The organism is Streptomyces sp. NPDC028907 (assembly GCF_055564995.1).
The window spans coordinates 380,905-394,590 of record NZ_JBVHVE010000007.1 but is presented as its reverse complement, the minus strand read 5'-3'; the positions used below and the strand labels follow the sequence as shown (position 1 = coordinate 394,590).

12 protein-coding genes are annotated in these 13,686 nt (G+C 69.7%); all 12 read right to left on the bottom strand.

The genetic code is table 11. The annotated features are described in order from the left end of the window. Window positions 1-34: 34 nt before the first annotated feature. Window positions 35-1,243, bottom strand: coding sequence for a methionine adenosyltransferase (metK, locus tag ACZ4UU_RS23955; protein WP_471905406.1), 1,209 nt, complete (start codon window positions 1,241-1,243; stop codon window positions 35-37). 231 nt (window positions 1,244-1,474) lie between these two features. Continuing rightward, complete coding sequence (gene coaBC, locus ACZ4UU_RS23950; RefSeq protein WP_471905405.1) at window positions 1,475-2,686, bottom strand: bifunctional phosphopantothenoylcysteine decarboxylase/phosphopantothenate--cysteine ligase CoaBC; 1,212 nt, start codon at window positions 2,684-2,686, stop codon at window positions 1,475-1,477. A gap of 108 nt (window positions 2,687-2,794) precedes the next feature. Further along, entirely contained in the window at window positions 2,795-3,067 is a 273-nt protein-coding gene (rpoZ, locus tag ACZ4UU_RS23945; protein ID WP_003988945.1) for a DNA-directed RNA polymerase subunit omega, read from the bottom strand. A 67-nt stretch (window positions 3,068-3,134) separates the two neighbouring features. Next, the gene (gene gmk, locus ACZ4UU_RS23940; RefSeq protein ID WP_471905404.1) at window positions 3,135-3,692 is read right to left on the bottom strand and encodes a guanylate kinase; all 558 of its coding nucleotides are present in this window, start codon (window positions 3,690-3,692) and stop codon (window positions 3,135-3,137) included. 58 nt (window positions 3,693-3,750) lie between these two features. After that, entirely contained in the window at window positions 3,751-4,074 is a 324-nt protein-coding gene (locus tag ACZ4UU_RS23935; RefSeq protein WP_003977346.1) for an integration host factor, read from the bottom strand. Between the two features lie 298 nt (window positions 4,075-4,372). Further along, the gene (gene pyrF, locus ACZ4UU_RS23930) at window positions 4,373-5,218 is read right to left on the bottom strand and encodes an orotidine-5'-phosphate decarboxylase (RefSeq protein WP_471905403.1); all 846 of its coding nucleotides are present in this window, start codon (window positions 5,216-5,218) and stop codon (window positions 4,373-4,375) included. Then, window positions 5,215-6,330: a quinone-dependent dihydroorotate dehydrogenase gene (locus ACZ4UU_RS23925; protein ID WP_471905402.1), complete on the bottom strand. Its 1,116-nt coding sequence runs from the start codon at window positions 6,328-6,330 to the stop codon at window positions 5,215-5,217. The genes pyrF and ACZ4UU_RS23925 overlap by 4 nt, the downstream gene beginning before the upstream one ends. A gap of 51 nt (window positions 6,331-6,381) precedes the next feature. Then, window positions 6,382-9,690, bottom strand: coding sequence for a carbamoyl-phosphate synthase large subunit (gene carB, locus ACZ4UU_RS23920; RefSeq protein WP_471905401.1), 3,309 nt, complete (start codon window positions 9,688-9,690; stop codon window positions 6,382-6,384). Next, window positions 9,683-10,825 (bottom strand): glutamine-hydrolyzing carbamoyl-phosphate synthase small subunit, encoded by a 1,143-nt coding sequence (carA, locus tag ACZ4UU_RS23915; protein WP_471905400.1) that lies wholly within the window; start codon window positions 10,823-10,825, stop codon window positions 9,683-9,685. The genes carB and carA overlap by 8 nt, the downstream gene beginning before the upstream one ends. Next, the gene (locus tag ACZ4UU_RS23910; RefSeq protein ID WP_062722562.1) at window positions 10,822-11,409 is read right to left on the bottom strand and encodes a PH-like domain-containing protein; all 588 of its coding nucleotides are present in this window, start codon (window positions 11,407-11,409) and stop codon (window positions 10,822-10,824) included. The genes carA and ACZ4UU_RS23910 overlap by 4 nt, the downstream gene beginning before the upstream one ends. Then, a complete protein-coding gene (locus ACZ4UU_RS23905; protein WP_471905399.1) occupies window positions 11,406-12,692 on the bottom strand; it encodes a dihydroorotase in 1,287 nt (428 codons plus the stop codon). Before ACZ4UU_RS23905 ends, ACZ4UU_RS23910 begins: the two co-directional genes overlap by 4 nt. A 5-nt stretch (window positions 12,693-12,697) precedes the next feature. After that, complete coding sequence (locus tag ACZ4UU_RS23900; RefSeq protein WP_234766065.1) at window positions 12,698-13,678, bottom strand: aspartate carbamoyltransferase catalytic subunit; 981 nt, start codon at window positions 13,676-13,678, stop codon at window positions 12,698-12,700. Window positions 13,679-13,686: the final 8 nt, after the last annotated feature.

Here is a 13,686-nt window from a genome sequence, read left to right as displayed (position 1 = left end):
GGAGACCGGGCCTCTCGCCGAGCTGGGGGACGCCTTACAGGCCCACTGCCTTCTGCAGCGCCTCCACCCGGTCCGTGCGCTCCCAGGTGAACTCCGGCAGCTCACGGCCGAAGTGACCGTAGGCGGCGGTCTGGGCGTAGATCGGGCGGAGCAGGTCCAGGTCGCGGATGATCGCGGCCGGGCGCAGGTCGAAGACCTGGTCGATGGCCTTCTCGATCTTCTCGGCGTCGACCTTGGCCGTGCCGAAGGTCTCGACGAACAGACCGACCGGCTCGGCCTTGCCGATCGCGTACGCCACCTGCACCTCGCAGCGGGAGGCCAGGCCGGCCGCGACGACGTTCTTGGCGACCCAGCGCATCGCGTACGCCGCCGAACGGTCCACCTTGGACGGGTCCTTGCCGGAGAACGCGCCGCCGCCGTGGCGGGCCATGCCGCCGTAGGTGTCGATGATGATCTTCCGGCCGGTCAGACCCGCGTCGCCCATCGGGCCGCCGATCTCGAAACGGCCGGTGGGGTTGACCAGGAGACGGTAGTTCTCGGTGTCGAGCTTGATGCCGTCGTCGAGGAGGGCCTTCAGCTCCGGCTCGACCACGAACTCGCGGATGTCGGGGGCGAGCAGGGAGTCGAGGTCGATGTCGCTCGCGTGCTGCGAGGAGACCACGACCGTGTCGAGGCGGACCGCCTTGTCACCGTCGTACTCGATGGTGACCTGCGTCTTGCCGTCGGGGCGCAGGTAGGGGATGGTGCCGTTCTTGCGGACCTCGGACAGGCGCTTGGACAGGCGGTGGGCCAGGAAGATCGGCAGCGGCATCAGCGTCGGCGTCTCGTCCGTCGCGTAGCCGAACATCAGGCCCTGGTCACCGGCGCCCTGGCGGTCCAGCTCGTCCTCGTCGCCCTCGACGCGCGTCTCGTACGCGGTGTCCACGCCCTGCGCGATGTCCGGCGACTGCGAGCCGATCGAGACCGAGACACCGCAGGATGCGCCGTCGAAGCCCTTCTTCGAGGAGTCGTAGCCGATCTCGAGGACCTTGTTGCGGACCAGCGTCGCGATGTCCGCGTACGTCTTGGTCGTGACCTCTCCGGCCACGTGCACCAGACCGGTCGTGATCAGGGTCTCGACGGCGACGCGGGACGTGGGGTCCTCACGCAGAAGCGCGTCGAGAATGGTGTCGCTGATCTGGTCAGCGATCTTGTCGGGGTGGCCCTCGGTCACGGACTCCGAGGTGAACAGGCGACGGGACACAACGCTCCCTGTGGTTGCAGCGGCTGCTGGCTGATCATTGGCGGACGGGACGGGGGCTGCGCCCGGCGTCGTCCGAGGACAGTTTATCTGTCGTGCTCGGCCACCGACCCCCTGTCTCGCCTCTCGGGAGCGCTGTGACCTGCGGCACGGGCATTCTGCCCAATCCCACGCGCCCTTGGCCAGGGGCGCCACACCCGAATCGAGTGAGGCTCGCGGGATGCCGACAACGCATCAAACATTTGAGTCCAGTCGGCGTGCCACCAGGTCCCATACGGTTTCGGCCAGGGCCTCCTTGGGACCGTACGGCACCGGTGTCTCGGTGCCGTCGGCGCCCAGGACGACCGCCTCGTTCTCCTCGGAGCCGAAGGTCTTGCGCTCGCCCACCTCGTTCACCACGAGGAGGTCGCATCCCTTGCGCTCCAGCTTCTTACGGCCGTTGGCCAGGACGTCGTCCGTCTCGGCGGCGAAGCCGACGACGACCTGGCCGGGGCGGGCGCGGTCGGTCGAGATCTCCGCGAGGATGTCCGGATTCCGCACCAGCACGATGGGCTCGGGTTCCTGGCCGTCCTGCTTCTTGATCTTTCCGGCGGCGTACGTCGCCGGGCGGAAGTCCGCGACCGCCGCCGCCATGACCACGGCGTCGGCGTCAGGCGCCGCCTTGAGGACCGCCTCGCGCATTTGCACCGCCGTGCCGACCCGGACGACGTCCACGCCGGCCGGGTCGGGCATGCCGGTGTTGGCGGCGATCAGCGTGACCCGGGCGCCCCGGGCGGCGGCGGTGCGGGCGAGGGCGTAGCCCTGCTTGCCGGAGGAGCGGTTGCCGAGGAAGCGGACCGGGTCGAGGGGCTCGCGGGTGCCGCCGGCGCTGACGACGACGTGCCGCCCCTTGAGGTCGGGCTCGGCGCCGCCGCGGGCCAGCACACGGCGGCAGACCTCGAAGATCTCCGCGGGGTCGGGCAGTCGGCCCTTGCCGGTGTCGACGCCGGTGAGGCGGCCGACGGCGGGCTCGATGACAACCGCGCCCCGGCGGCGCAACGTCGCCACGTTCTCCTGGGTGGCCGGGTGCTCCCACATCTCGGTGTGCATGGCGGGGGCGAAGAGGACCGGGCAGCGTGCGGTGAGCAGGGTGTTGGTCAGCAGGTCGTCGGCGAGGCCGTGGGCGGCCTTGGCGAGCGTGTCGGCCGTGGCCGGAGCGACGACCACCAGGTCGGCCTGCTGACCGATGCGGACGTGCGGGACCTCGTGGACGTCGTCCCAGACCTCCGTCGAGACGGGGTGGCCGGACAGGGCGGACCAGGTGGCGGCGCCGACGAAGTGCAGCGCGGAGTCGGTGGGCACCACCCGGACGTCATGCCCGGACTCGGTGAGCCTGCGCAGCAGCTCACAGGCCTTGTACGCGGCGATGCCGCCGCTGACCCCCAGTACGACCTTGGGCTTGTCCACCGGGCCTCCCACTCGTCTCGCTGAACCGACGACTTCCATGACACACCACAGGCCCGACAGTCGACTGCCGGGCCTGTGGATAAGCCAGCTCAAAGCTGAAAATACTACTTACTGCGCCGGGCCCTCGACGGCCTCGGACGTCAGCAGACCCGCGTTGATCTCCCGCAGGGCGATCGAGAGCGGCTTCTCGTGCACGTGGGTGTCGACGAGCGGACCGACGTATTCGAGGAGGCCCTCGCCGAGCTGCGAGTAGTACGCGTTGATCTGGCGGGCACGCTTGGCCGCGTAGATCACGAGGCTGTACTTCGAGTCGGTGGCCTCGAGGAGCTCGTCGATCGGCGGGTTGATGATGCCCTCGGGCGCGGAGATGGAAGAGGACACGCTCTACCTTCCGATGGATGGGAAAGATTCAGTGTGAATGATCAAGCCTGTAAACGATCAGGCACGATCACACAACGTCCATCAAGGCTAGCAGCTCGCGCGCCACGTCCTCGACGGAGGTGTTGACCAAGGTCACATCGAACTCCGGCTCGGCCGCCAGCTCGACCTTCGCCGCGTCCAGCCGGCGTTCGATCACCTCGGGCGGCTCGGTGCCACGTCCGGTGAGTCTGCGCACGAGCTCCTCCCAGGAGGGAGGGGCCAGGAACACGAGCTGGGCCTCTGCCATGGACTCGCGGACCTGCCGGGCACCCTGGAGGTCGATCTCCAGGAGCACGGGCTCGCCCGCCTCCAGCCGCTCCTGCACTGCCGCACGCGGCGTGCCGTAGCGGTTGCCGGCGAACTCGGCCCACTCCAGCAGCTCACCGTTGGCGATCAGCTTGTCCATCTCGTCGTCGGTGACGAAGAAGTAGTGGACTCCGTGCCGCTCGCCGGGACGGGGCTTGCGGGTCGTCGCCGACACCGAGAGCCAGACCTCGGGGTGTTCCTTGCGCATATGGGCGACGACCGTGCTCTTGCCGACCCCGGAGGGGCCGGAGAGCACGGTCAGCCGCGGACGTTCACTCATGCAGCGATTATTCCAGCAATCCCGGAGTGCCCGGGACTCCCGGTCCGGAGTGACCGGATCAGGAGCCGGTGCTGCCGAACTCGCGCTCCAGGGAAGCGATCTGGTTCGAGCCGAGGCCACGCACGCGACGGCTCTCGGAGATGCCGAGTCGCTCCATGATCTGCTTGGCGCGGACCTTGCCCACGCCCGGCAGGGACTCGAGCAGGGCGGAGACCTTCATCTTGCCGATGACGTCGTTCTCCTGGCCCTGCTTGATGACCTCGTGAAGGGAGGCGCCGGAGTGCTTGAGTCGATTCTTGACCTCGGCCCGCTCCCGGCGAGCCGCGGCGGCCTTTTCGAGCGCGGCTGCGCGCTGTTCAGGGGTAAGGGGCGGAAGAGCCACGCCTACGTCACCTCGGATGTTGAACTGTCGGATACGGACCGGTGAGGAACCTAGTCGCCCCACACCTGGGGAGCCACGAGCAACACGCTTGCCCGTTGACTCTCGTCGGAGACTAGCGGCCAAGTCCGCCAGAGTCAGCGAGAACAGCGGAAAAGTCCTGGTCAGCCTCCGTCAGGCCGGACATTTAGGACATAATGCCCTGGATTTGAGGATGTATTCAGACTCAAGTCGGCTCGGAGCCGCTCGTCGAAGCACTCATCGGAGGATTCGCGAGCGGCTCGAACGCCCCTGACGGCAGTCAGGCACCCGACACAGCGGCGCTGACCTCCTCGGCGAAGCGTGACGCGGCGTCACGCAGCGCGACGACGTCGGGGCCGTGCCGCAGCACGCCCCGGCTCACGTTCGGTACGACGTTTCGCGCGGCGGCGCCGAAGACCCGGGGAAGATCCGCCGGCGTGGCCCCCTGGGCCCCGATGCCGGGGGCGAGCAGCGGACCGTTGATGTCGAGCTCGTACGACGACAGGTCGCCGAGCGTGGCGCCGACGACCGCCCCGAAGGAGCCCAGTGGCTCCTCGCCGACGTTCTCGGCCGCCAGGTGCGCCAGCATCGTCGCGCCGACGGTGCGGCCGTCCGCGCGGACCGCGTGTTGGACCTCGCCGCCCTCCGGGTTCGAGGTCAGCGCGAGCACGAACAGGCCCGTGCCGCTCTCCCGGGCGAGCGCGACGGCGGGCGAGAGCGAGCCGTAGCCGAGGTAGGGCGAGACGGTCAGCGCGTCGGAGAACAGGGGCGAGTCCTTGTGGAGGAAGGACTCGGCGTACGCGGCCATGGTCGAGCCGATGTCGCCGCGCTTGGCGTCCATCACCACCAGCGCACCCGCCGCCCGCGCCTCCTCCACCGACTTCTCCAGGACCGCGACGCCGCGCGAGCCGAAGCGCTCGAAGAACGCGCTCTGCGGCTTGAGCACGGCGACCCGGTCGGCCATCGCCTCGACGACCGTGCGGCTGAACCGCTCCAGGCCGGCCACGTCGTCGTTCAGGCCCCACTCGGAGAGCAGGGACGCGTGCGGGTCGATGCCGACACACAGGGGGCCACGCTCGTCCATCGCGCGGCGAAGGCGTGCACCGAAGGGTTCCAGGACAGTCATGCGGCTTCCTTTGCCTTCCTTACGTCGGCGCCGACGGCGTCGGCGAGAGTGGGGTACGGGCTGGTCCGCAGGCGGGCGGCGAGCCCCTTGTGGATGGCACGGCCCCAGAAGGGCCCTTCGTAGATGAAGGCGCTGTAGCCCTGTACCAGCGTCGCGCCGGCCAGGATGCGCTGCCAGGCGTCCTCGGCGTTCTCGATGCCCCCGACGCCCACGAGGGTGATCCGGTCGCCCACGCGCGCGTACAGGCGCCGCAGCACTTCCAGGGAGCGTGCCTTCAGGGGTGCGCCGGAGAGGCCACCGACCTCCTCGACCAGCGAGAGTTCGGATTTCAAACCGAGTCCCTCGCGCGCGATGGTGGTGTTCGTGGCGATGATCCCGTCCAGACCGAGCTCCACGGCCAGGTCGGCGACCGCGTCGACGTCCTCGTCGGCGAGGTCCGGCGCGATCTTCACCAGCAGCGGCACGCGACGGCTGGTCACCGTACGGTCGGCGGCCTCGCGAACGGCGGTCAGCAGCGGGCGCAGCGACTCCGTGGCCTGAAGGTTGCGTAGGCCGGGCGTGTTGGGCGAGGAGACGTTGACCACCAGGTAGTCGGCGTACGGCGCCAGCCGCTCCGTGGACTTCACGTAGTCGCCGGCGGCCTCCGCCTCCGGGACGACCTTGGTCTTGCCGATGTTGACGCCCACGACGGTCCTGAAGACCGGCTCACGGGACGCCAGGCGGGCCGCCACGGCCAGCGAGCCCTCGTTGTTGAAGCCCATGCGGTTGATCAGCGCCCGGTCCTTCACGAGGCGGAACAGCCGCTTCTTGGGGTTGCCCGGCTGGGCCTCCCCCGTGACCGTGCCGATCTCGACGTGGTCGAAGCCCAGCATCGACATGCCGTCGATCGCGACCGCGTTCTTGTCGAAGCCGGCGGCGAGCCCGAACGGGCCGTGCATACGCAGCCCGAAGGCCTCGGTGCGCAGTTCCTTGAACCGGGGCGCGAGGGCGGCGGCGACGAACGTGCGTAGCACGGGGATGCGGACGGCGAGCCGGATCCAGCGGAAGGCCAGGTAGTGGGCCTGCTCCGGGTCCATCCGCTTGAAGACGAGATTGAAGAAGATCTTGTACATGGTTCCCTCACGAAGAGGGGGACACCGTTTCCGGTGTCCCCCTCAGGGCTGCTAGTCGCGGGCCGCGGTCAGGTGTTCCGCGTGTTCCTGGAGCGAACGGACGCCCACGTCACCGTGGTTGAGGGCGTCGATGCCCTGGACGGCGGCGGCGAGCGCCTGGACCGTCGTCAGGCACGGGACCGACCGCGCCACGGCCGCCGTACGGATGTCGTAGCCGTCGAGGCGGCCGCCGGTGCCGTACGGGGTGTTGACGATGAGGTCGACCTCGCCGTCGTGGATGAGCTGGACGATGGTCTTTTCGCCGTTCGGGCCGGTGCCCTCGGACTGCTTGCGCACGACGGTGGCGTTGATGCCGTTGCGCTTGAGGACCTCGGCCGTGCCGGAGGTGGCGAGCAGTTCGAAGCCGTGCGCGACCAGCTCGCGCGCCGGGAAGATCATCGAGCGCTTGTCACGGTTCGCGACCGAGATGAACGCGCGGCCCTTCGTCGGCAGCGGACCGTAGGCGCCCGCCTGCGACTTGGCGTACGCCGTGCCGAAGACGGAGTCGATGCCCATGACCTCGCCGGTGGAGCGCATCTCCGGGCCGAGGACGGTGTCGACGCCGCGGCCGTGGATGTCGCGGAAGCGCGACCACGGCATGACGGCCTCCTTGACGGAGATCGGCGCGTCGAACGGGAGCTCGCCGCCGTCGCCGTTCGCCGGGAGGAGGCCCTCGGCGCGCAGTTCGGCGATGGTCGCGCCCAGCGAGATCCGGGCGGCGGCCTTGGCCAGCGGCACCGCGGTCGCCTTCGAAGTGAAGGGGACGGTGCGGGACGCGCGCGGGTTGGCCTCCAGGACGTACAGGATGTCGCCGGCCATCGCGAACTGGATGTTGATCAGGCCGCGGACGCCGACGCCCTTGGCGATGGCCTCGGTGGAGGCCCGCAGGCGCTTGATGTCGAAGCCGCCCAGGGTGATCGGCGGCAGCGCGCACGCGGAGTCGCCGGAGTGGATGCCGGCCTCCTCGATGTGCTCCATGACGCCGCCGAGGTAGAGCTCGGTGCCGTCGTAGAGCGCGTCGACGTCGATCTCGATCGCGTCGTCCAGGAACCGGTCGACGAGGACCGGCCGCGAGGGGCTGATCTCGGTCGACTCGGCGATGTAGGACTCCAGCCGGGTCTCGTCGTAGACGATCTCCATGCCGCGTCCGCCGAGGACGTACGACGGCCGCACGAGGACCGGGTAGCCGATCTCGTCCGCGATGGCCTTGGCGCCCGCGAAGGTGGTCGCGGTGCCGTGCTTGGGGGCCGGCAGGCCCGCCTCCGAGAGGACACGCCCGAAGGCGCCCCGGTCCTCGGCGGCGTGGATGGCCTCCGGTGACGTACCGACGATCGGCACGCCGTTGTCCTTCAGTGCCTGCGACAGACCCAGCGGGGTCTGGCCGCCCAGCTGAACGACGACGCCCGCCACCGGACCGGCCTGCTGCTCGGCGTGGACGATCTCCAGCACGTCCTCCAGCGTCAGCGGCTCGAAGTACAGGCGGTCGGAGGTGTCGTAGTCGGTGGAGACGGTCTCCGGGTTGCAGTTGACCATCACGGTCTCGTACCCGGCGTCGCTCAGCGCGAAGGAGGCGTGGACGCAGGAGTAGTCGAACTCGATGCCCTGGCCGATGCGGTTGGGGCCGGAGCCCAGGATGATGACCGCGGGCTTCTCGCGCGGCGCGACCTCGGTCTCCTCGTCGTAGGACGAGTAGAAGTACGGCGTCTTCGCGGCGAACTCGGCGGCGCAGGTGTCGACCGTCTTGTAGACCGGGCGGATGCCCAGCGCGTGCCGGACCTCGCGTACGACGTCCTCGCGCAGGCCGCGGATCTCGCCGATCTGCTGGTCGGAGAAGCCGTGCCGCTTGGCCTCGGCGAGCAGCTCGGGGGTGAGCTCCGGCGCCTCGGCGAGCTCGTCGGCGATCTCCTTGATGAGGAAGAGCTGGTCGACGAACCAGGGGTCGATCTTCGTGTACTCGAAGACCTCCTCCTGCGTGGCACCCGCGCGGATGGCCTGCATGACGGCGTTGATACGGCCGTCGGTGGGCCGTACGGCCTCGCGCAGCAGCTCGGCCTTGTCGCCGGGCTCGCCGACGAAGGTGAACTGGCTGCCCTTCTTCTCCAGCGAGCGCAGGGCCTTCTGGAAGGCCTCGGTGAAGTTGCGGCCGATGGCCATGGCCTCGCCGACCGACTTCATGGTGGTCGTGAGGGTGGAGTCGGCGCTCGGGAACTTCTCGAAGGCGAAGCGCGGCGCCTTCACGACCACGTAGTCGAGCGTCGGCTCGAAGGAGGCCGGGGTCTCCTGCGTGATGTCGTTCGGGATCTCGTCGAGCGTGTAGCCGACGGCCAGCTTGGCGGCGATCTTGGCGATCGGGAAGCCGGTCGCCTTGGAGGCGAGCGCCGAGGACCGCGACACGCGCGGGTTCATCTCGATGACGATCACGCGACCGTCCTCGGGGTTCACCGCGAACTGGATGTTGCAGCCACCGGTGTCGACGCCGACCTCGCGGATGACGGCGATGCCGATGTCGCGCAGGACCTGGTACTCGCGGTCGGTGAGCGTCATCGCGGGCGCGACGGTGATCGAGTCACCGGTGTGCACGCCCATGGGGTCGAAGTTCTCGATGGAGCAGACGACCACGACGTTGTCGTGCTTGTCGCGCATCAGCTCCAGCTCGTACTCCTTCCAGCCGAGGATGGACTCCTCCAGGAGCACCTCGGTGGTCGGCGAGAGGGTGAGGCCCTGGCCGGCGATGCGGCGCAGCTCCTCCTCGTCGTGCGCGAAGCCGGAGCCGGCGCCGCCCATGGTGAAGGAGGGGCGGACGACGACGGGGTAGCCGCCGAGGGTCTCGACGCCCGCGAGGACGTCCTCCATGGAGTGGCAGATGACCGAGCGGGCGGACTCGCCGTGGCCGATCTTGCCGCGGACGGCCTCGACGACCTCCTTGAAGAGGTCGCGGTCCTCGCCCTTGTTGATGGCCTCGACGTTGGCGCCGATCAGCTCGACGCCGTACTTCTCCAGCGTGCCCGCCTCGTGCAGCGAGATGGCCGTGTTGAGGGCCGTCTGACCGCCGAGGGTCGGCAGGAGCGCGTCCGGGCGTTCCTTGGCGATGATCTTCTCGACGAACTCCGGGGTGATCGGCTCGACGTAGGTGGCGTCGGCGATCTCCGGGTCGGTCATGATCGTCGCCGGGTTGGAGTTCACGAGGATGACCCGCAGGCCCTCGGCGCGCAGGATGCGGCACGCCTGGGTGCCGGAGTAGTCGAACTCGGCGGCCTGGCCGATGACGATCGGGCCGGAGCCGATGACCAGGACGGACTGGATATCGGTGCGCTTAGGCACGCTGGCCCTCCATCAGGGATACGAAGCGGTCGAACAGGTAGGCGGCGTCGTGCGGGCCCGCTGCCGCTTCGGGGTGGTACTGGACGCTGAAGGCCGGCCGGTCGAGGAGCTGGAGCCCCTCCACCACGTTGTCGTTCAGGCAGACGTGGGAGACCTCGGCGCGGCCGAAGGGGGTGTCGGAGACCTTGTCGGTCGGTGCGTCGACGGCGAAGCCGTGGTTGTGCGCGGTGACCTCGACCTTGCCGGTCGTACGGTCCTGCACGGGCTGGTTGATTCCCCGGTGGCCGTACTTGAGCTTGTACGTGCCGAAGCCCAGCGCCCGCCCCAGGATCTGGTTGCCGAAGCAGATACCGAACAGCGGGGTGCCGCGCTCCAGGACCGCCTGCATGACGGAGACCGGGTGGTCGGCGGTGGCGGGGTCGCCGGGGCCGTTGGAGAAGAACACGCCGTCCGGGTTCACCGCGTAGACGTCCTCGACGCTCGCGGTCGCGGGCAGCACGTGCACCTCGATGCCGCGCTCGGCCATCCGGTGCGGGGTCATGCCCTTGATGCCGAGGTCGACGGCGGCGACGGTGAACTTCTTCGCGCCGATCGCCGGGACGACGTACGCCTCCTTGGTCGCGACCTCGGCGGAGAGGTCGGCTCCCTTCATCTCGGGGGCCTGGCGGACCTCGGCGAGCATGGTGCCCTCGTCGGGCAGCGCGTTGCCGGAGAAGATGCCGACGCGCATCGCGCCGCGCTCGCGCAGATGGCGGGTCAACGCGCGGGTGTCGATGCCGGAGATCCCGACGACGCCCTGGTGGCGCAGCTCGTCGTCCAGCGAGCGCCGGGAGCGCCAGTTGGACGGTACGCGCGCGGGGTCGCGCACGACGTACCCGGCGACCCAGATCTGCTTGCTCTCCGGGTCCTCGTCGTTGACGCCGGTGTTGCCGACGTGCGGGGCGGTCATCACGACGACCTGGCGGTGGTACGACGGGTCGGTCAGGGTCTCCTGGTAGCCGGTCATCCCGGTGGAGAACACGGCCTCGCCGAAGGTCACCCCCACGGCCCCGTAGGCGCGGCCGCGGAAGATCCGGCCGTCCTCCAGGACGAGTACCGCGGGAACCTTGTGGGCTCCCCTTGTGGAGGTCGTCATCGTTCGGCGCCTTCCGTGCTGTTGGTGTTGATCATGGAGTTAATGACGTCGACCCACTCGTTGTGCTCCGCCGCGTGGTCCGAGCGGAACCCTGAGTCGATCAGCCGGTCGCCGTGCGCCCAGGTCACGACGAGCAGTCCGCCCTCGGTCAGGACCTTGCCGGCGATGCCCTTGTCGAGCCGGGCCTCGCGCAGTCGGTCGGCCGGGACGAAGAAGTCGGCCGCCCCGGGGCGTACGACGTCCAGTCCCGCGTCCGTCAGGGTGAGCTCGACCCGGCTGCGGGTGCCGAGGCCGTGCGCCACGATGCGGTCCAGCCACTGACCTGCCGTGGTCGAGCCGTGGTAGCGGCCGCTCATGCTCAGTCTGGCCGGGCCGGGGTCGTCCGGCGCGCTGGGCAGCTCGGGCAGGTCGCCCTGGAGCGTGCCGCGCCACTTCCAGCCCTCGCGCATCAGCCAGTAGACGAGCGCGACGAAGAGGGCGAGTCCGACGACCCAGCCGACGCGGGCGGCCCAGTCGGTCACTTCGGCCGACTTCTGTTCGGCCGCGAGTCCGGTGCCGGCTGCGAGCAGTGTTGCAGGTGTCACGTGAGCTTCCCGTCGACGAGCGTGGCCTTGCCCCGGAGCCACGTGTGGGTCACACGGCCCGGCAGCTCACGCCCCTCGTACGGAGTGTTGCGGCTGCGCGAGGCGAAGCCCTCGGGGTCCACGGACCCACGGTATTCCGTGTCGACGAGCGTGAGGTTGGCGGGCTCACCAGCCGAGACGGGCCGTCCGTGCCCCTTGGCCTGCCCGATCTCGGCGGGCTTGAAGGACATACGCTCGGCGACCCCGGCCCAGGTGAGGAGCCCGGTGTCCACCATGGTCTCCTGCACCACCGACAACGCGGTCTCCAGACCCACCATCCCCATGGCGGCCGCGGCCCACTCGCAGTCCTTGTCCTCGTGCGGGTGCGGGGCGTGGTCGGTGGCGACGATGTCGATCGTGCCGTCGGCGAGGGCCTCGCGCAGGGCCAGCACGTCACGCTCGGTGCGCAGCGGCGGGTTCACCTTGTAGACCGGGTTGTACGTACGCGCCAGCTCGTCGGTGAGGAGCAGGTGGTGCGGGGTGACCTCGGCGGTCACGTCGATGCCGCGGGACTTGGCCCAGCGCACGATCTCGACGGACCCTGCGGTCGAGAGGTGGCAGATGTGGACGCGGGAGCCGACGTGCTCGGCGAGCAGGACATCCCGGGCGATGATCGATTCTTCGGCCACCGCGGGCCAGCCCCCGAGCCCCAGCTCGGCGGAGACGACGCCCTCGTTCATCTGGGCGCCCTCGGTCAGCCGCGGCTCCTGCGCGTGCTGGGCGACGACACCGCCGAAGGCCTTCACGTACTCCAGAGCCCGGCGCATCATCACGGCGTCGTCGACGCACTTGCCGTCGTCGGAGAACACGGTGACCCCGGCGGCCGACTCGTGCATGGCACCCAGCTCGGCGAGCTTCTTGCCCTCCAGGCCGACGGTCACGGCACCGATGGGCTGCACATCGCAGTAGCCGTGCTCCTGGCCGAGCCGGTAGACCTGCTCGACGACGCCGGCGGTGTCGGCGACCGGGAAGGTGTTGGCCATGGCGAACACGGACGTGTAACCGCCGGAGGCCGCCGCGCGCGTGCCGGTCAGCACGGTCTCGGAGTCCTCGCGGCCGGGCTCACGCAGATGGGTGTGCAGGTCGACCAGGCCCGGCAGCAGCACCTTGCCGGCCGCCTCGACGACCTGGGCGCCCTCGTCGGAGAGCCCCGTGCCGACCGCCTCGATGACGGCACCGTCGATCAGCACGTCCTGCGGCTCGCCGCCGAGCACCTTCGCACCACGGATCAGGATCTTGCTCATCTGTCTTACTTCTCCTCGGTGGTACGGGCGTGGGTGAGGGCGGGTTCGTTGCCGCCGAGCAGCAGGTAGAGAACGGCCATCCGGATGGACACTCCGTTTGCGACCTGTTCGACGACGGTGCAGCGCTCCGAGTCGGCGACCTCGGCGGTGATCTCCATGCCGCGCACCATGGGGCCGGGGTGCATCACGATGGCGTGCTCGGGCATCCGCGCCATGCGGTCGCCGTCGAGGCCGTAGCGCCGCGAGTACTCGCGCTCGGTCGGGAAGAACGCGGCGTTCATGCGCTCGCGCTGCACGCGCAGCATCATCACCGCGTCGGTCTTCGCCAGGGTGCTGTCGAGGTCGTACGACACCTCGCAGGGCCAGGTCTCGACGCCGACCGGCACCAGGGTGGGCGGGGCGACGAGGGTGACCTCGGCGCCGAGGGTGTGCAGCAGGTCGACGTTGGAGCGGGCGACCCGGCTGTGCAGGACGTCGCCGACGATCGTGATGCGCCGACCGGCGAGGTCCTGGCCGATCCCGGCGTCCCGGCCGACGAGCCGGCGGCGCATCGTGAAGGCGTCCAGGAGGGCCTGGGTGGGGTGCTGGTGGGTGCCGTCGCCCGCGTTGATGACGGCCGCGTCGATCCAGCCGGAGTTGGCCAGGCGGTACGGCGCGCCGGAGGCGCCGTGCCGGATGACGACGGCGTCGACGCCCATGGCCTCCAGGGTCTGGGCGGTGTCCTTCAGGGACTCGCCCTTGGAGACGCTCGACCCCTTGGCGGTGAAGTTGATGACATCGGCGGAGAGCCGCTTCTCGGCGGCCTCGAAGGAGATACGCGTGCGCGTGGAGTCCTCGAAGAAGAGGTTCACGACGGTGCGGCCGCGCAGGGTCGGCAGCTTCTTGATCGGCCGGTCGGCGACCCGGGCCATCTCCTCGGCGGTGTCGAGGATCAGGACGGCGTCGTCGCGGGTGAGGTCGGCGGCCGAGATGAGATGACGCTGCATCTGTCAGG

What these genes read in the sequence shown, in the direction of transcription:
- gmk (WP_471905404.1), bottom strand. Translation starts at nt 3,692, where the DNA reads ATGAGTGAACGTCCGCGGCTGACCGTGCTCTCCGGCCCCTCCGGGGTC.
- pyrF (WP_471905403.1), bottom strand. Translation starts at nt 5,218, where the DNA reads ATGACTGTCCTGGAACCCTTCGGTGCACGCCTTCGCCGCGCGATGGAC.
- ACZ4UU_RS23925 (WP_471905402.1), bottom strand. Translation starts at nt 6,330, where the DNA reads ATGTACAAGATCTTCTTCAATCTCGTCTTCAAGCGGATGGACCCGGAG.
- carA (WP_471905400.1), bottom strand. Translation starts at nt 10,825, where the DNA reads ATGACGACCTCCACAAGGGGAGCCCACAAGGTTCCCGCGGTACTCGTC.
- ACZ4UU_RS23905 (WP_471905399.1), bottom strand. Translation starts at nt 12,692, where the DNA reads ATGAGCAAGATCCTGATCCGTGGTGCGAAGGTGCTCGGCGGCGAGCCG.
- ACZ4UU_RS23900 (WP_234766065.1), bottom strand. Translation starts at nt 13,678, where the DNA reads ATGCAGCGTCATCTCATCTCGGCCGCCGACCTCACCCGCGACGACGCC.